Raw genomic sequence first — 20,290 nt, 5'->3', positions numbered from 1 at the left:
TTATGGTGTTACAAGTAACTTATTCATGAACTACCGTTGTACCTTGAAGCGTTCGACCAACTGCTGCAGTTCCGCGGACATGGCCGCCAGGCCCGTCGACGATTCGACGATGGCGCGCATCGATTCCTTCTGGTCCGCGATCGAATCGTTGATCTTGGCGCTGTTCGCCGCGGTTTTGCCCGCCGATGCCGACAGCTCCGCCGAGGTGGCGGTCAACTCTTCGGTGCCGGCCGACATCTGCTCGGTCGAACTGGACACCTCCTGGATTTGAAGCGCGACATTGTTCGTGGCGTTCAGGATGCTGCCGAACATCCGCTCCGCGTCCGAGGCGATCTCTTTCCCGATCTTGACCTCGTTCGTCCCTTGCTCCATGGCCAGGGCCGCGATGCCGATCTCGCTCTGGATTTCCTTGATCAGCTCGGTGATCTGGTTGGCCGATTGCGCCGACATCTCCGCGAGCTTGCGGACTTCTTGCGCCACGACGGCGAAGCCTGCGCCATGCTCGCCGACCCTGGCCGCCTCTATGGCCGCGTTGAGGGCGAGCAAGTTGGTCTGCGTCGAGATGCCGGTGATGATCGCCACGATATTTTCGATCTCCTGGGAGCGGCCCTCCAAGAGCTGGACCGCATTCGCGGTGCGTGACACGAAGTCCTCGATTTGCCCCATCTGGTCCGACACTTGCCTGACGACCTGATTGCCCTCGAGCGACAGCTTTTCCATCTCCGTCGCCTCGTCCGCGACTTTGGAAGCGTTGGCGGCGATGTTCTGGATGACGTTGGCCATCTCGGCCATCGCCTTCGCCCCGTCGCCGGCAGCCTGCTCCTGGGTCACGACGCCCACGGTAATTTCACGCATGCTGGCCGTCATCGTTTCCATGCTGGCGTCGTTCTTTTCGGACACTTCATGGAGCGATCTCGCGGAGGACGTCAACGCGTGCGAGGTCTGCTGAACCTTCGCGATCGTGTCGTTGATCCGGGCGACCATCCCGTTGAACTGGTCGTTCAGCATGCCGAGATCGCTGATGCCTGTCCGCAGCTTCACGTCCAGGTTGCCCTGGCTCACCTGCTCGATGCCCCGGATCAATTCCTTGATCGGCTTCATCATTCGGCGGGCGACGATAAACTGGATCAGCAGAATGACGGCCAGCAGGATGACCAAGATGGTAATGCCGTAAGTCAGCAGCTTGTTCAAGCCCTTGGATACCGCGCTGGCATCCACGTCGACCGCGAAATAAGCGAACGTGCTCCCGTCGGCGTCTTTGATCGGGTAGGCGATCGTCGTCCAGGTCCCGAAATCGTCGGAGTAGATGCTGGTGAAGGTAGGCTTCCCGGTATGCAGCATATTGGCGAGCGCATCGGCTACGATTTTCGGCTGCTCGTACATATCGCCTACGTTCAGCTTCGCTTCCTCGAACGCGGTCACGAGGCTGGTCGGCATCGCCGCGATCGACGTTTGGTTGCCGTTCGTCAGCTCCGTGCCGAAGACGTACGCTTGGGCGATGTTGGGATTGTTTTTGTTGACTTGGTCCAGATAGGCCGTGAGCTCCGTCTGAGTGGGGTCCTTGTAGCTTTTCTCGGCCATCGCCTGACGGATCTTTTCCGGTTCAATGCCCTTGGCCCAATTTTCGGTGACGACCTTGATCTGGCCGCGCAGCTGGTCGATCAGAATGTTTTTTTCTACGATGTACGCGGAGGTGATCAGTGCCGCCCCGATAAGGATGATGTTAATAAAGGATAAAATTAAATTTTTGGAGAAAAAGGACATTCTAAGCAACTTCTTCACTAAACTCCGCTCCTGTTGTATAATTTGCAGTCTAGACCGATTTTGGCTTCTCCTTTACAACCTTTCAGACCTGCGCCTTTGGTCATGAAAGCCCTTCAAAAATTGGTTCTTGTGAATAAAACTCCCTCCTCATCCAAATTTTCCACCCTTCATTTATCGAATTTTAGGAAGCCGAAAGTAATAGGTTTGCTAAAGATTTCTTTAATTTTTCGACACAATAATCTGATTTACCTATGTAAATTGTTACATAAGTCCTAGTTGGTGCGAGGTGGCTAGCGGAGCTGTCTGGCTGCAGGCGCAATTACAAGGGATTCGCCGGCTTTTGTCGAATCCAAGTGTAGATGAGGGAACCTGAAGGGAGGCGAGCGCGGTGGATACGAGGCAATGGATGTCGGTGCTGCTGTGTCTCGCAACGGCGCTCATGCTGTTCGTCGCCTGTCTCTCGTACCTGAAACGCCAGCAGCCGATGGCGCGCACGATGATCTGGATGATGCTGACGGCATCCTGCTATGCGATGGGCTACACGTTCGAGATCGTGAGCGAGAGCCTGCGCGAAGTGAAGTGGTCCTACCAGCTGGAATACGTCGGCATTCCTTTCGTGTCGGCCTTCTGGCTGCTCCTCGTGTTTCAATTCACCGGCTTTGCCGCCAAGCGCCGAAGGCCGGTCGCGATCGGGATTTTCCTCATTCCGACCGTCACCTTCCTGCTGCATCTCACCAACGACTGGCACCATCTCCTTTATCGCGACTTCATCCCGAACGCCGAGGGGCTTGTCCCCGTTTACAATACGATCAAGGGCCCCTGGTACGCGATTCACGCGATCTACAACTATACGATTCTCCTGTTCGGCATCCTGCTGTTCCTCCCGATGTATCTCAGGGCCGTCCCGATCGTCCGCAAGCAGATCGTCGCGCTGATCGTGGGCGCGGCCGGTCCGATCCTGTTCAACATCGCCTATATGTTCAATAAAGAGATCGATTTTACGCCGCTCGGCTTCGCTTTGTCCGGGCTCGTGTACGCATGGGGCATCTTCCGATTCCGGCTGCTGCGGCTGACGCCGCTCGCCTACGCCAAGATGTTCGATACGATCCGGGACGGCGTTATCCTGCTGGACTACGACAACCAGATCGTGAGCCACAACGACGCGGCGACGGAAGCTTATCCGGGGCTGCTGCAAGCGGCGAAAGAAGGGCCGATGCCGGCCCGCGCGCTGCTCGCGGAGAGCCCCGAGCTGATGGACCGATTGACGTCGTCGGCATATCTGGACGAACGCTTCTCCCTGGCGCGCGCGCTCGGGGACCGGACCCGGCATTATATCTGCAGCGTCACCCATATCTACGACACCGGCACGGCCCCGATCGGGAAAATGATCATGCTGAGCGACGTCACGGCGCTGCGCGAGAACGAGGAACGGCTGCGGGAGAAGTCGGAGCGACTGACGCAACTGAACGCCTTCAAGGATAAGCTGTTCACGGTGATGGCCCACGATATTCGCGATCCGATCGCGCTGCTCGTCAGCCTCACCGAGATTCTGGAGGCGGAGCCTGCGGAGCAAGGCCGCGCGAAGGCCGAGGTGCTGCCCGAGATCAAGCGGCAGGTGCGCGGCACCTATCAGCTCGTGGACAATCTGCTCGATTGGTACCGCAGCCAGAACGGCACGATCGCGTTTCGCCCGCAAGCGTGGAACCTGCAGCAGGTCGTCCGCCAAGCGCTTTCGCTGGCCGGCGCGAGAGCCGCCGCCAAGCATATCCGGATCGCGGAGCGGATCGACGACCGGCTGACCGTGAACGCGGACAAGGAGATGCTCGATCTCATTTTCCGCAACCTGCTGGCGAACGGGATCAAGTATACGGACGTCGGCGGGCAAATCGCGGTGAGCGCGTCGGTCCGGGGCGGCGAGGTGAGCGTGTCCGTGAGCGACGACGGGAGAGGCATCGACGAGGAGACGGCCAAGCTGCTCCGGCGCGACGAGATGTACTTCAAGGAGCCCGGCTTCGCCAGCTCGGACGGCGTCGGAGAGATGCGGTTCGGACTGGTGCTTACGCGCGAGTTCCTCCGCATGCACGGAGGCAGCCTTCGGTTCGAGAGCGAGGCGGGACGGGGCACGACGTTCTGGTTCACGCTGCCGGGCCATGCCGGCGGGGAAGCCGCGGCGGAAAAAGAAGACGGATTGGCGGTGAGCGCGTATGAAAGTGATGCTGGTTGACGATGAGCCGGTCATGCATCTCATCATGAGGAAAATGTTGGAGAAGTATGCCGGGCTGGAGGTCGTCGGCACGTTCTCGGACGCGCCGTCGGCGACCGCCTTCCTGAAGGAGCGGGAAGACGTCGATCTGGCCTTCGTCGACATCTCCATGCCGGGCGGCAGCGGCCTGTCTTTCGCCGCCCAGGTGGATCGCGAAGGCGGCGTGCCGCAGATCGTGTTCGTCACGTCGCACAAGGACTATGCCGTAGACGCGTTCGAGCTGTCCGCGCTCGATTACCTGGTGAAGCCGGTGACGCAGGAGCGGCTCGAGCGGACGGTCCACCGCGCGCTGGAGAGCCGCAAGGCGCTGGAGACCGCGAAGGCCGCGGACGCGCCCGCGCAGACGCAGGGCAGGGTGACCGTGTCGGCGCTGGGGGACTTCGCCGTGCAGAGCGAACGGGGCAGGGTGAAGTGGATGTCGGGCAAGAGCGCCGAGCTGTTTGCTTACCTGCTGCTGAGCCGCGGGAAGCGAATCTCCCGTCACCGCCTGATCGCGGAGATTTTCGCGGGCATGACCGTCTCGAACGCGGAGAAGTATCTGAACACGGCGATCTATCAACTGCGCAAGTCGCTGGAGCCGATCGGCCTGCGCGAGGCGGTCCGCTCGGAGAACGACGGGTACGTTCTGGAGCTGGACGACGCGGTCGTCGACTACGAGACGTTCGAGCGCGAGACGGCCAGGCTGGGCAAGCTCCACGCCGGCAACGCAGCGGAAGCGCTGGACGTCGAGCGACTGTACACGGGCGACCTGTTCGGCGCCAAGGCCTACGTCTGGGCGGTCCAGCATACGGAGCGGCTGGCGGATCGCTACGCGGCCTTCGTGCGGGCGGCGGCCGCCGCGCTGCTTGAGACGCAGGACACGGCCGCCGCCGCGAAGCTGCTTCATAAGCTGCTTGCCCGCAACCCCTGGGACGAGGCCGCCGTCGCCCTGCTCATGCGCAAGCACGCGATGGAGCGGGACAAGAAGGGGTTGACCGCGCAGTATACCGACTACGTGAAGCTGCTTGGCCGCGAGCTCGGCATCAAACCGTCCAAGGAACTGCTGCTGCTCTATGATTCGCTCGTCAGCGGGCTGCCTACGAGCGCCAACTAATATTTTCAGAGAGGTGACAAAACGCCGCTAAGCCCTGATGCGATGCGGTTTTTTGTCTTTTTTTGACGAACTCTTTCATTATTCTTTTATTCGGGTCCCGTAGACTTAGCCCTAGAATGCTCGCCATCCGTCCGCATCGGGTCGATCCTGATCCGGCGCGCGGCAAGCGAGGGAAGGGGTTTGCGCACTGTGGGGAAAAGAGGAAGAAAATGGCGCGGCATCGCGCTTGCGTGGCTGCTCGTCGCGAGTATGCTGAGCGGCTTGGTTCTGCCGAACATCGGAGGAGGAAGGGCTGCGGCGGCGACCGCGCAGGCTGCGGAATTCGGAGCTTCCGACCTCGGGGCTTTGGCCGCCGCGTCCGCTTCCGCCGACACGGCGGGGCACTGGGCCGGCGATACGATGGCGGAGTGGCAGCGCCTGGGGCTGATCACCGGCTTCCAGGACGGTACCTTGCGTCCGGACCAGGTCATCAGCCGGATCGAGTTCGTGGCGCTCGTGAACCGGCTGTTCGCCTACAAGGGGAGCGCGAGCCTGCAGTTCGCCGACGTGCCGGACAACGCCTGGTACGCGCCACAGGTGCAGGCGGCAGTGTCGGCAGGCTACATTAACGGCTTCCCGGACGGGACGTTCAAGCCGAATCGGCAGCTGTCCCGCGCGGAGGCGGCCGTCATGCTCGCGAAGCTCGTGCCGGCCGTCGAGCGCGACGGGGCGAACGCGCTCGGCGCGTTCGGAGACCGGGCAGACGTGCCGGGCTATGCCCGGGCCGCGCTTGGCGCGCTGGTCGAAGGCGGCATCGTTCAGGGCTTCGCGGACGGAACGGTGCGTCCCGGCGGGAAGCTGACGCGCGCGGAGGCCGTCGTGCTGCTGGACCGGATCCGTACGCAGTCCGCAAAGGGCGCGGACGGGGGCATCGTGCCGGCCGCGCTGCGATTGACGGCGGCAGGCACCTATGGACCGGCATCCGGCACGGTCGCGGTCGCCGGGGACGTCGTGATCGATGCGCCCGGCATCACGCTTCGCAACGTGACGGTGCGCGGTAACCTGACGATCGGCGCAGCCGTCGGCGAAGGGGACGCCTACCTAAAGGGCGTCGACGTAAGCGGGAGCACGAATCTGCAGGGCGGCGGGGCGCACAGCGTGCATATCGACGATTCGCGGCTCGGGACGGTCGTCGTCGAGAAGAAGGACGGCCGGATCCGGATCGTCGTCGGCGGCACGACAGTCATCGAGCAGATGGACGTGCGGACGGACGCGAATATCGAATCGAACGGCTCCTCCGGCGCCGCGATCGAAGGCATCACGATCTCCGCAGCGGGCGAAGTCTCGTTGTCCGGCGCGTACAGCCAAGTGGAGATCGTCGGCGACGCGAAGGTGACCGTGAGCGCCGGTACGGTCGAGCGTTTGATCGTGAGCGAGAAGGTCGGGACTGCGTCGATCACGCTGGCGTCCGGCGTCCGGGTCGCGGACATGGAGCTGCACGGCGCGGCGAGCGTCTCCGGGGCGGGTATCATCGACAAGGCGCTTCTCGACGCGCCGGGCATCGTATTCGAGACGAAGCCGGTCTCGATAGAGAGGACGGATCGGGCCGGGGCTTCGGCCGGGAGCGGCGGGACAAGCGGCGGCGGTACCGGCGGGGGAGGGACCCCGACGCCTACGCCGACCCCGCCGCCGGCTTCGACGCGCGTCGCCGTCGCCGCGTCCGATGCGGGCGCGGGCGGTTTTCGCTTGACTCTGAGTCCCGCCGTGCCCGGGCTAACCGCGTCGGCGGTCTCGCTGACCGACGCCGCGGGGCATGCCGTAGCCGTCGTCTCGGCGGCGACGCTGACGAACGGCAGCGCGTACCGGGTCGTCGCGGCGCTGCACGAGGGCGAGACGTATACTGTACGCCTGTCCTTGTCCGGCTACGAATTCGGCGCGGCCGTCACGTTCGCCGTGCCGGTCGTGCCGCCTGAAGAGATCGCGGTCTCGGCCGCCGCGGCGGATATCGGCACCGCGGGCTTGCGCGTCACGCTTAGTCCTGCGGTCGCCGGGCTGAACGCCGCGAGCTTCTCGCTGAGGCGCAACGGTACGGACGAAGCCGTCGCGGTCGCGGATGCCGCGACGGCCGACGGCGGCGCGACGTACGCGCTCTCCGCCGCGCTCGCGGAAGGGGCGACCTATACGTTGACGATCGCGCGCGCAGGCTACCGCTTCGGCAGTCCGATCGCCGTGTTCGTGCCGGTCACCGACCCGGGGACGGTATCGGTCGGCGCGTCCGTCTATGAGATCGGCGCGAGCGGGTTCAAAGTGACGTTCAGCGAGCCGGTGACAGGCTTAAGCGCGAGCGGCTTCACGCTGACTAAGGAAGGCGGCGCAAGCGCGGCGATCGCAAGCGCGACGGCGGTCGACGGCGGCTTGTCCTACGTCCTGTCCGCCGCGCTGGAGACGGGCGTCGTCTACACGCTCGCGATCGCGAAGCAGGGCTACAGCTTCGGGGCGAATCTGCAGTTCGCGCTTCAGAGCGAAGCCGACGTCGTCGTAACGCCGACGGCCAGCAGCGTGTCGGTGAACGGCTTCCTGCTGTCCTTGGACAAGACCGTGTCCGGCTTGGACGCGCTGAACTTCGAGCTGGCCGACGCGAACGGCGTGCCCGTCAGCATCGACATGCTGAGCGCGATCGCCGTCGGCAAGAAATACGAGGTATGGGCGAGGCTGGCGAAGGACGCTTCTTATTCCTTGACGCTGAACAAGGCGGGTTACGTCTTCGACGCGCCGGCCGCCGTCAAGGTGCAGCCGGAGCAAGTGCCGACGACGGTATCCGACGTGACGCATGGCGGCTTCAAGCTGCATTTCTCGCGTCCGGTATATGGACTGGCATCCGCGCAGCTCGCGTTGAAGGATCCGTCGGGCGCTCCGGTCGCGCTGCAGAGCTTCAGACTGGCCGCCGATGCCCGTTCGGCCGCCGTGACGGCGAATCTCTCGGCGTCGGGCCAGTACGCCTTCCGATTCGAGACCGACGAAGCTCAATTTTTTGAAGGCGCCGTCGATATCGCGGATGCGATCCCGATAGGCAAATATACGACCTTCGACGGCTATTTCGGCAATTATACCGGCGTATCGGTCCACTTCGAGCTGCCGGTACCCGGCCTCGCCGCGAATGCATTCGCGATCACGGACGCGAGCGGCGCCGGCGTCGCGATCGATGCGGTCGTCTCCGCCGACGGGGGCAGCACCTACGCCTTGTCGACGAGCGGCATGAGTGCCGGCGGACCGTTCAAGCTGGCGATCGCGGCGGACGGCTACGACTTCGGCGCGCCGGCGACGCTCGTGAGCGCGACGCTGAATCTGTGGGGCGCTGGACACATCCCGACGCAGTTCATGGCCGGCTTGAACCCGCAGGTTCCGAATCTGACGAAGGACAACTTCTCGGTCAAGGACGCATCGGGCCAGCCGGTCGGGATCGTCGGCGTGACCTTCGACAGCGGGCAGCGCATCTATGTCGTCTCCTTCAACGGCACGGGCGGGCAGGATTATCAAGTATCCGTGCATGCCGACGGCTATGACTTCGGCGCACCGAAGAAGATTCACGTCTACAGCCAGAGCGACGTCTCGAACGTGACGAGGAACGGCTTCACGCTCGCGCTCGTGCCTTCCGTTCTTATCAATACGGCATACGGCTTCCATCTGAGAAAGGCGGCGGACGACGCTCCGGTGCCGATCCAGTCGGTGACCACTGTCGATCAGGGCGGCACCTATCAGATCCAGGCGAGCTTGGCGCCGGGCGCCTACTTCCTGCAAGTCGACGCCGACCTCGACGCCAACGACTTCTACGTCAGCGTGCCGCTCGTCGCGACGCTCTCCGTCGATCGGGTGACCGGCAGCGGACTGACGGCGAAGCTGAGCGATCCGGTCGACGGCCTCTCCGCGGGCAGCTTCAGCCTGACCGACGCCGATACGGGCGATGCGGTGAGCATCGCGTCGGCGGTGACGGTCGATCAGGGAAGCTCCTACCGGCTGACGGCGAATCTGCCGGCAGGCCGCTACAACCTGAAGCTGTCCGGCCATCTGCCGGAGGACGGCGTCGGCTTCGAGGCCGGCGATCCGAACGACGCGGGCGCTTCGACGATCTCGAACGTAACGACGTCGGGCTTCGATCTGGCTTTCGACAATGCCGTGCCCGGATTGCTCCCGGCCAACTTGGACATTCGCGATGCGCAGGACGTCAAGCTGAGCGGCGCGAAGCTGACGACGAACGACGGCGGTCTCCATTATCGCGTCAGCGTGGGCCTGACGAGCGGAGAGACTTATACGGTCGCTTTGGAAAAGGACAATGTCGCGTTCGACACGCCGCTAACGATGCGCGTCAAGCCGATCCTCAAGGCGAGCGTCACGGACGTGTCGAGCGACGGGCGCTTCACCCTGAACTTCGATCCGGCCTTTCCGGAGATCGAGAACTATCTGGGCTTGTCGATCGCGGACCCGGACGGGCAGGTCTACATGCCGAACGTATTCGAGTCCGCGGATCACGGGGCGAGCTACGCGGTTCGCGTCCCGAACCAAGCGCTCAAGCCGGGGATCGGCTACACGATCCGGCTCGATCACGAGTCATATGCGATGGCGCCGGTGAGCTTCGCGCTGCCGGGGCCGTATAGCGTCACCGAAGCGACGGCGCAAGGCCTGAAGGTCCGGTTCGATACGCCGGTCGGCGGGCTGGGCAAGCAGAACTTCGTCGTCAAGAGCGCGACGGGCGAGACGTTCGCCCTGACGTCGGTCTCTACGAACGACGGCGGCGCCAACTATTCGCTGGTCGGCACGCTTGCGGAGGGCAAGACGTACACCCTGCAATACAAGCCGAACGACTTGAAGCAAAGCGTCGGTCCGGTGTCGTTCGCCGTGACGAAGACGGTCGCGGTCACGCTCGGCAGCATTACGACGGCGGGCATGAAGGTGACGTTCAGCGCCAAGATCCCGGATCTGCAGTTCCTTCAGCTCGTGCTGAGCCAAGGCGGCGTCGCGCTTCCCCCGGGCAGCTATACGCTTAAGACGACGGACGGCGGACTGAGCTATCAAGTCGCCTTCAACGGCCTCATGCCGGGCGACGACTATACGCTGGAGCTGAAGCGGGAGGAATTCAAGCTGGCTTCGGCCGTTGCCTTTACGGTACCGGCTGACGCCGTGCTGCGCTTCGTCAGCGCGAACGCGACGGAGATCGTCGTCGGCACGGGCGTGTCCGGCATGACGGCCGACAACTTCGCGCTGTACAACGCCAAAGGGCAAAAGGTGTCCGTCGCGGTCTCTGAGAAGGAGGACGCTCCCGGCTACTACGTGCTGAAGGGCGCCTTCGACGTGACGCAGAAATATACGCTCAAGGCCGAACGGACCGGGTATACGTTCGCTCCGCTGGCCGTGGGCTTTAAGATCGAAGTCAGCGCCTTCGCGTTCGGCTCGCAGGCCGGGTTCAAGCTGCTGCTATGGCCTGGCGTCGACGGGCTGACGCCCGCGGACTTCGCGGTCACGGACCGCGAAGGGAACGCGGTGGCGGTCCAGTCCGTGCAGACTGCGGATGCAGGTTGGACGTACTATGCGAAGGTGCCGCTCGCAAGCGGCAAGCAGTATCAAGTCGCGATCGCGGACAAGCCGCCTTATGTGTTCCGGTTCGCGTCCAACCAGTCGATCTCGCTCCATTCGAATCAGGTCGCGGTAGACCGGCTGACGCTGAAGGGCTTCCGCCTCGTGTTCAGCTCGCCCGTTTATTTGTACAATACCGACGTCATCCTGAAGGACGAGGACGGACAGGCGGTCCAGATCCGATCCGAGATTTCTTCGGACGGGGGGCTGTCCTACGACCTGGAGACGACGCTCGCGGCAGGCAAGACCTATACGCTGAGCTTCGACAAGCCCGGGTATGACCTCGGCGGCGATATCGCGCTGACCGTGCGGAGCGTCGCGACGACGTTCGAAGGGATGGAGAGCGGCAATAACAACGCATTCACGCTGCGCTTCGATCAGGCCGTGCCCGACCTTCGGCCGAGCGACTTCACGATCCGGCGTACCGGCCAGCGCGCGCCGCTGCCGGTGCATGACGCGACGACGGACGACGGCGGATACACCTACCGCATCGAGTCCAGCTTCTGGGGCTCGGAAACGGTAACGGCGCTGCCGGCGAAGAGCGGCTACGACTTCGGCGACGCGATCCAGGTGCTCGTGCCTGCCATCGTCAGCCCCGCCGTGCTCGGGACGGGCGCGAACTACGTCGATATCGGCTTGAACCCGGCGGTCATGTCGCTGGGCAAGGGCGACTTCCTCGTGCGGGACGCCTCCGGCAATCCGCTGGCGCTGACTTCAGCCGTGTCGGAAGACGGGTGGAAAACGTACCGGCTCACCGGGCCGTTCGTCGGCGGCGAGACCTATACGATCCTGCCCAGCAAGACGGGTTACGACTTCGGTCGAGCGTTGACGGCAAAGCTGCCGGAAGCGGCGACGGTCCGTGCGGCGGCGGTCGACGCCTCGGGCATGACCCTTGTGCTGAGTCCCGGGATCGGCGGGCTGGGCGAGGCTAACTTCGCGCTGCGCGACGGCGCGGGCCATGCCGTCGCCATTCAAAGCGTCGAAGCGTTAAGCGGCGGCACGTACAAGATCTCCGCGACGCTGACGCCGGGCGAGACCTACAAGGCGACGGTGTCGGCGGCCGGCTTCGACTTCGGGGCTCCGGTATCGGCCGCCGTGCCGATTCCCGTGGGCGTCTCGTACGACGGCATTACGCCGCAGGGCGTGACGGTCCGCATGAGCGTGCCTGCGCCGGGACTGTCCGCCGTCAGCTTCAAGCTGACGGACGCGGTAGGGCAGGCCGTCCCGATCTCCGCCGCCGCATCTTCGGACGGCGGCGGGACTTACGCGCTGAAGGCGTCGCTGCCGTCCGGCAGCGCGTACAGCTTAAGCATTGCCGGAGCGGGGTACGACTTCGGCGCGGGACTTCCTTTTTACGTGAAGGAGCCAGCGGCCGCGTCCGTTGAAAATCCGATGCAGACGGGCTTCGCCTTGCGCCTGGACCACGCGGTCCGGAATCTGACGGCGGGTCATCTCTCGCTAAAGGACAGCGAAGGCAAGACGGTCGCGATCGGATCCCTGACGACCGCTGACGGCGGGCTGACGTATCAAGCGAAGGCGACGCTGATCGCGGGATCAAGTTATACGCTGGTTGTCTCGTCGCCGAAGGCGGACTTCGGCTCCGCGCTGACGTTCGAGGCGCAGCGTTTGATCGGAGTGACCGTTTCCGACGTGTCGTCAACGGGCTTCTACGTTCAATTCGGCGAACCGGTGGCGAGCCTGGCCCCGAGCCTCGTCACGCTCATGGGCGACGACGGGATCGTCATCCCGCTGGATAACAACCGGTTCTACAAGGCATCGGCCGACGGCACCCGCTACGCCGTGAACGTCACGATGTACGCCGGCGCCGTATACACGCTGTCGATCGCCGGCACGAACCGCGCGTTCGCGGGTCCCGTCGAATTCGCGCTGCCGAAGCGGACGAGCAGCGAAGTGACGGGCGCCACCGCCGGCGGGATCGCGCTCGCGCTGAGCGATCCCGGCATCGAGCTGCTGGCCGCGGACGTCGATCTGCTGACGGCAGACGGGGATGCGGTTCGCGTGACCGGCGTCGTCCCCGGGACGACAGCCGGAACGTATGTCGTTCAAGCGGCGCTGGCGGAAGGAAGCACCTATTCGCTGCGCATCGTCAAGTTTAAATACGACTTCGGCGCGGCGTCGAGCGTCTACGTGCCTTACCGCGTGAGCGTTCGGATCGCCAAGCTCCATGAAGGCGGACTGACGATCGCCTTGTCGATGCCGGTGCAGGGCCTCGCCGCGAAGCTGATCGACGCTTCCGGCAGAGACGCGGTAGGCACCTTGACGACGACGGACGATGGGCTTACCTACACGATCGCAGCGAATGTCTCTTACAATCAGGCGTTTACGCTCAAGCTGTCCAAGACCGGCTACGACTTCGGCGCGGATCTGCCGGTGAACAACGTCAGCGCGCCGCCGCAGCTGGTGTCCGCCGCGACCAGCGCCGACGGGAAGCTCATCACGCTTTATTTCGACAAGCAGCTGGCTCTAACGGACGAGCGGTCGGTATTCTCAGTCAAGATCGATTCGCAGTGGCAGAGCGGCGTCCTGTCTACGCTCGGCGCAGACAAGACGCAGATCGTCCTGACATGGACCGGCAAGGTCATCGGCGAATCGTCGAAGGTGAGCGTCGCGTCGAGCGGCGTGAATCGCGTGTACGCCGTCAACAAGACGTATATGGCGCCGTTCGAAGAGGTCGCGGTATCGAACGTCTCGTCGCTGCTCGGCATGATCCAGAGCTACGCGAATGCGGGCGATGCGGCCTCCCCCGCGCAAGTGCTTCATGCGCAGTACGGCAAGACGCCGCTCGAAACGGCGATCGCGCTCCGCGAGGGCGGGTTTAAAAATGCGGTCCTGTATGCGGCGGTCGTGCGGGAGTATCTGCTGGACAGAACCGATCTGGCGCCGCTGCTGTACGCGATGAATGCGGACGCGAAGGCGATCTGCGACGCCTATGCGAAGTACAACGTCGCCGCTTCCTTTAACGGCATGGATATGATCGGCCAGTTGATCTCGGCGGGCTTCACGGCCGCAGAGATCGGACCGGCGCTGCAGGCGCTCGGCTTCTCGAGCAAGGTCGCGGCTGTCTATCTGAAGAAGGCCGGCGTATCCGGAGAAGCTGCCGCACAGGTGCTGCGTAGCGACTACAAGGAGACGAGCGCAGGCGCCGCTTCGCTCCTGCGCACCGCCAATTACGCTAAAAACGACATTGGCGCGGCGATCCGGCGCGTATACGCGACCGCGGCCGCAGACACGGTTCAAGCGCTGGCCGATGGCGGTCTGTCCGCAAGCGAGATTGCCGCTGCCGTTCTATCGGTATACGGCACGGAGGCGGTCGACAATGCCGAGCTGCTGTCCCGGGCCGGCTTCGAGCCGAGCGCGATCGGCGACGCGATCGCGCAGCTGTACGACTACGACAGCCTGAGCGAAGCAGCGGACGTATTCCTGGGCGCCGGGTTCTCCGCATCGGACGCTTACGGGATTCTGAGCAAGGAATACGGACGGGAACTCGTGGCGGCGGAACTGCTCGGCAAGGGGAATACCGCAACGGAAGTCGGGGCGGGCATTCGCTCGGCCGGGGCCGGGGCCGGCGTGCTCATCGACGCCATGAAGCGCATAGGCGACGATGACGCCGCGATCGCGGCCGCCGTGAACGACGTGTGGGTATCGACAGGCACGGCGCTTAGCGCGATTCTGATCGAGTTCGCCGCCAACGGATATACGATCGAACGGCGTTCGGCCCTGGCTCGCGAATATTTCGGGGCGGATATCGCGGCGGCGGTGTCGGCTTTGAGTCCGGCGCTGGACTACGCGCAGCGCAATAGCATGATCAAGTATATTTTGGCCGGCGGGTACGATCCGGCGCAGACGGCTTCGTACTTCATGAACAACGGGATGCATCCTTACGAGACGTTCCGGAAGCTCACGCTGGCCGGCCTGTCCGCGGACAAGGCGCTTGGCGCCATGCGCGATGCCGTTCTCCAAAGCGGCGGTCCGTTCGGGCTGAACGAAGCCATCCAGTATATCGCGAACGACTATAATCGCCGGTATACGGCTGCCGAGGCCGTCGCGGCGCTGCGGACGGTATTCGCCCAAGCGGCGGACGTGCAGACCGATGCCGTATCCATCGCGACGGCGGCGAGTCCTTACTGGGACAAGCTTGACATCTCCAAAGCCCTGGTCGGTCAAATGGGATTGACCCTGAGGGACTTCCTGGATCTGGAGCGGACGAGCGCCTTCGCAAGGTTCGGCTGCCCGTGCGCCGTGCCGACGGCGGTCAACGACGCCCAATATATGTTCTCGAATTTGACGATTCAGGACATGAACGGCGCCATGAGCACATCCGGCCTATATGACTTGGCCGACGTGATCGACGGAAATTTCTATCTGAACAACATCTGGTATAGCCGCGATAAGAGCGCTGCGGCACCTTACGTCATGTCTGCGCTAAAAAACACGGGCTACGCCTTCGAAGAAGTCGCGGCCGAATTCGATCGTTTGAACATCGCGAATTGGATCGCCGCCTTCAGCAAGAACGGGATTGCGGCAAGCGACGTGGCCGCATACTTGAAAAGCCAATCCGAATCCATGGAACAAGTGATCGATAGGCTCGCGCCCTATCCGTTGAAGGATAAAGCGCTCGTCCTGCGCGATGCGTACGGCATAGACGCGCCGGCCGCGGCAGCGGTGCTGACCGCGCATACGAACGATGACGACGAGGCTATCGGCCGCGCGATCGCGTGGGCCTACGGCGGCGACCCGGTCGCGCTCTGGATTCAGACGCTGCGCGCGCAAGGCGGTACGGCGACCTCGGTCATGAACACGATATTCGCCCGGTATCCGAGCTACAGGGATGCCAGCCTGATCGGACCCGCGCTCATGAGAGCGGGCTTCGACCAAGCGGACGTCCTGCAAGGGATGGTGACGGTCGCTTATCGCTACAGCGGCGTCGTTCAACTGAAGGACACGATCCGCGTGCTCCAGTCGCTTTATTCGCAGCAGCAAGTGACGATCTCGCAGCTGCTCAAGGCCGCGTCGCTCGATACGCCGGAGAGCGGGCTCGCGTTCTTGGCCTACGCGGGGTACTCGATGGCGGACATCGCGGGCAGCCTGAAGAACGATTACGGACTCACGGCCGCGGAGGCGGCTGCCCTGCTCGCGAAGCAATATCCGAACGACAAGAAAAAGATTCTGACCGGTCTGGCCGGCCTCTACGGCCAGACGCTGGCCGCTACGATGACGGAGACGCTGGAGGCGGCGGGCATTACGAGCGCCGAAGGCGCCATCGATTACTTGCGCTATGAAGGCTTCGGCATTCAAGAGCTTGCCGGGCTGATGAAGGATCGTTATTCTTGGTCGGCCGGCAAGACGGCGGCTGCCTTCGTTCAGCGCAATATGGGCGCGAACAACGCGCTCGTCACGGCGATCTCGGCCGCCTACGGGCTGTCGGTCGAGAAGGTCATCCACGCCCTGCTCGCCGAGCAGGGGACCGCTACCTATGCGGGCGCCGTCCCGTTCGTCTACCAGGCGCAGTTCAGCCTGGCGACCAACGTTAAGGTGGCGAAGGACGGCTACGGCGTATCGGCGGGCGAAGCGATGAAGGCGCTGCTCGGCACGTCCTACTATCAGCAATCGGATGTCGTCGCGGTCGTCGCGCAGGTGTACGGCACCTCCCAGACGGCCAATATCGTCGATTCGCTGGCGGCCAACCATATGGACACGCTCGGCAGCGCGGTGACGTTCCTCGGCCGGATGGGCTTCGGGCTGGAGAATATCGTGCGCGTCGGCATGGAGCATTACGAATTGACGGCCGGGGAGACCGCGGCCGAGCTGGACGGTTACTATACGACGGACGAGATTCAACAGGCCGTATCCTACGTCTACGGCCAGACGCTGACCGAGACGATGCTCGATACGCTGGCCGCCACGGGCAAGCCGGAGTTCGCGGACGCGATCCCGGATCTGCTGCAAAGCCAGTTCGCGCTGTCCGACATCGTGCTCGCCGCCAAGGCGTATTACCATCTGTCCGCCGGCGAGGCGTCCTACGCGCTGCTGCAGTCGAAGCTGTTCGCAAGCGCGAACGTGCTCGCGACCGTCGCCGAGTACTACGGCAAGCCGATCGCCCAGAGCGCGGACGAGCTGCTCGACGAGAGCGGCATCGCCGGGATCGCCGAAGCCGCGCTGCTCCTCCGTTCGATGGGGTACTCGCTGCAGGACGTCGTCGAGATCTCCAAGCGTTACTACGGCAATACGGCGGCGGCGACGACCGAAGCGCTGGCTGCGCTCGGCTTCGAGGACGAAGCCGTCGTCGACTGGACGGTTCAGTACGTATACGAGGGAACTTCGGATTCTTCCGCGTCGTCCGGTCCGCAGGAGGCGCTGCAGGAAGCCGGCATCACCGGCGCCGGCGAATCGGTCGCCTATCTGTGGAGCGCGGGATATTCCCTTTTCGACATCGTCAAGTTCCTGAAGACGTTCCACGGCAAATCGTCCGCCGAATCGGCCGAGCTGCTGCTCGGCGGCGGTACGCTGGATGTCGCTGCGATCCTGTCCGCTTTGAACGGGGTATACGGCTCGACGTACGACGCGGCGACGATCGACGCGTTCAAGCGTCTTGGGGCGTTCGACTCGTCCGACAAGGCCGCCCGCCTGCTGAGCGCGGCGGGGTACAGAATGACTGCGATCGCCGAGACGATGAGGTCGAGCTACGGCCTGACCTTCGCGCAGACGCAGGCGACCCTGTCGTCGCTTGGCGCGTATGCGGCGACGGCGATTCAAACGACGGTCGATCAGGTCTATGCCACGGTCGGCGCGTCCTCCGGGACGCTCCAGCAAGTGCTCGATCTGTACGGGATTCGAACGCAGGAGGGCGCGGTCGCATTCCTGCGCCGGCAAGAGACGCCGGTCGCGGATATCGTTCAATACCTGAAGGACGCCTACGATCTGGGCGCGGATGAAGCGACGGCGCTGCTCGTGACGTATTATCCGGGCACGGATCTCGGGCTGGCGATATCCAAGGTTTACTACAGCAGCGAGAGCATCGGCTATCTGGCCAAGATTCTGCCGGACAATGCGACGACGCCAAGCTCGGTCGTGAGCTTCATGAAAGGCTCGTTCTCGGACGCGCAGATCGTGCTCGCGTTGAAAGTGCTCTTCCATCTCGACGCGCTCGGCGTCATCGACGCGATCTCGCCCGCCGTCCTATCGGCCGAACGGGTCCGTGCCGCGGTCGCCGAGGTATACGGGGACGATCCGCTGTTCGCCTATCTGAAGCGCATGAAGGATCGCGGAGCGAACGCCAACGACGTATCCGCCGAGCTTGCGCTCCGCGGACTGCTGGACACGGCTCCCGCGAGTTATCTGGTCGATACGCTGATGAAGCTCGGTTACGACAATGCCAGCATTTTGAAGATGCGCTACAATTACTTCAACGTGACGCGCGGCAACGAGGGAACCGAAGCCGAACAAGGCGCCCAGTTCGCGCAGCTCGGCGTCACGTCCCCGGCCGCTATCGTGCAGACGCTGCGAAACTGGACGATGCTCCCGTACAAGGTGATCTATATCGTCCGGGCTGCGAACCCGAGCGCATCGCTGACGGACATCGCCTTTGCCATGAGAGGGCAGAACATCGCGGCGACCGATATCATGGGGGCGGTGAGCGCCGTCGGCGACAAGCCGTCGTCTCTCTCCGCGAGCTTCAAGGCGCTGGGACTGACGGCGCAGCAAGCGATGTCGAACGCCTCGGATCTGGCTTATGCCGTCCGGCTTCAGATGCTTATCGACAACGGGTATGCCCTGACCGATTACTTCCGGAACCTGGACATTACCGGCAGCAACGGCCCGGTCACCGTCCAGCTCCTGATAGCGTCCGGCGTCTCCGCAAGCACGCTTGCAAAGATGATGGTCTCGTACCGAAACATGGGCTTCTATTCGATCGCCAAAGCGCTCTACGACGGCGGGGTCACGAAGATCGAGGACGTTGCGGAGGCGCTGCTGGCCGCGAATTGCCGCCCGGCGTGGATCATCTATTACATGCAGGAGATCGGAGACTGGACGGTCAAGCAGATCGCGCAGGAGTTACACGATGCGGATGTAATTTCGCTGGTCGATCTGGTCGCGGCAATCCAGTACGCGACAGGCGATCGATTGAATATTACGTACGCCATCATCAAGGAGATCTCGGGCAGCGAGCGGCAAGCCTTCTACAATGCGCTGGACCCTGCCGCCCGTTCGCTGGTGAACAACGGCGAGATCTCGATGATCGTCACGATCACGACGCTCCGCTATGCGGGCATCGACGTCTCGGAGGCGGCCGGGCAGCTGCTGAATACCGAGCGGGAGTACGATCTCGGGACGGCGACCAAGGTCATGGTGCTGTCCGGGTACAACGTGCTGGACGTCGCGGAGACGATGATCGACGTGTACAGGGCGATTTTGACCTTCGAGATCACGAAGATCATGTTCAAAAAACTGGCGGAAACGGCGATCCCGAATTTCCCCGACTATTATAGAATCGCTAAGCGTCTGTACCAAATCGTGAACTTCACCATTCGCGTGGTCGATTACACGACTTAATACGGATCTAGGGCGGGGCGTAGAAATGATTCCCGAGTGCGCATGAGCATATATAAATTAAGGGTTACCCTCAGCGACCGCGCTGGTTCAGGGTAACCCTATTTTTTATGCGCGAGCAGCTTAATCGGACGGAACGATTTCCCGCCGTTAATCGAATTTCGAAGGAGGCACGTTATAGTACTTCTTGAACGCCTTCGAAAAGGTAAAAGGATCGGGGTACCCGAGGAAGCCGGCGATTTGTTGGACCGTGTACTTCTTTTGATACAAATAATCGCGCGCCCGGTTCATTTTAATCTGATACGTATATTGGCCCGGCGTGATGCCGACGGCTTTTTTAAAGTAGGAAATGAAGTACTTCTCGGATATGCCGGCAATCGGCGCCAGCACGCTCATTTTAATCGATTCGTGGAGATGATCGTCGATGTACCGGAAAACCGGCTGCAAGACGTCCAGATCCCGGTCGGATCTCTTCGGCGAAGTCCCGTTCAGAAAGGCGCCGCTGTACTGGCCTTGTCCATGAAGCTCGATGATCTTGGCGATGACCGCCATCAGGCAAGCCTTCAAATACAGCCGGCTCCCCGGCTTGCCGCTTCGCTGCTCCGATTGCTCGAAGGCCTTGACGAAAAGATCGGCAACCTCCCGAATCAAATCCGCTCCGATGATGCCCGAGAGCCGAAAATCGCTCAAAATCTGCTGCTGCTCGCCGATGCCGTAATCGAAATGAACGTAAATAAACCGGCACCCTTCCTCGCCGCAAGAAGCGATATAAGGGATCCGGGGGTAAAAGAAAACCACGTCTCCCGGATGGGCCGTGTGCTCGGTGCCGGCGATGCGAAGCTTCACGGTTCCGGATTGAATGAGCCATAGATCGTAATCGGCATGCGCCTTATGCTCGATCCAATCTCCGCCGGGAGCGATCGCCCAGCAAGACTTCAACCGAAGCGCGATAAACTCCGACAGCTCGTTAAAAATCTCCATGTCCGGCACGATCG

General features: G+C 62.8%; 5 protein-coding genes. 3 read left to right on the top strand and 2 right to left on the bottom strand.

Translation table 11 applies throughout. The annotated features are described in order from the left end of the window. Window positions 1-30: 30 nt before the first annotated feature. Window positions 31-1,782 (bottom strand): methyl-accepting chemotaxis protein, encoded by a 1,752-nt coding sequence (locus BM235_RS01145; protein WP_090108700.1) that lies wholly within the window; start codon window positions 1,780-1,782, stop codon window positions 31-33. 370 nt (window positions 1,783-2,152) lie between these two features. Here BM235_RS01145 and BM235_RS01140 point away from each other — a divergent pair, with 370 nt between their 5' ends. From BM235_RS01140 to BM235_RS01130, 3 genes are all read left to right on the top strand, one after another. Further along, window positions 2,153-3,988: a sensor histidine kinase gene (locus BM235_RS01140; protein ID WP_090108699.1), complete on the top strand. Its 1,836-nt coding sequence runs from the start codon at window positions 2,153-2,155 to the stop codon at window positions 3,986-3,988. After that, window positions 3,969-5,120 carry a response regulator gene (locus tag BM235_RS01135; protein WP_090108698.1) on the top strand — a complete coding sequence of 384 codons (1,152 nt, stop codon included), beginning with the start codon at window positions 3,969-3,971 and terminating at the stop codon, window positions 5,118-5,120. The genes BM235_RS01140 and BM235_RS01135 overlap by 20 nt, the downstream gene beginning before the upstream one ends. Window positions 5,121-5,309: 189 nt before the next feature. After that, window positions 5,310-19,298 (top strand): S-layer homology domain-containing protein, encoded by a 13,989-nt coding sequence (locus tag BM235_RS01130; protein WP_090108697.1) that lies wholly within the window; start codon window positions 5,310-5,312, stop codon window positions 19,296-19,298. Window positions 19,299-19,445: 147 nt separating this feature from the next. On the opposite strand, the gene BM235_RS01125 is transcribed toward BM235_RS01130, so the two are convergent. Further along, the gene (locus BM235_RS01125; RefSeq protein ID WP_090109533.1) at window positions 19,446-20,276 is read right to left on the bottom strand and encodes an AraC family transcriptional regulator; all 831 of its coding nucleotides are present in this window, start codon (window positions 20,274-20,276) and stop codon (window positions 19,446-19,448) included. Window positions 20,277-20,290: the final 14 nt, after the last annotated feature.

The sequence above is a fragment of the Cohnella sp. OV330 genome, assembly GCF_900112065.1.
Classification (GTDB): domain Bacteria; phylum Bacillota; class Bacilli; order Paenibacillales; family Paenibacillaceae; genus Cohnella.
Note: the sequence above shows the minus strand (reverse complement) of the source record. Positions and strands in the feature narration are given on the sequence as shown.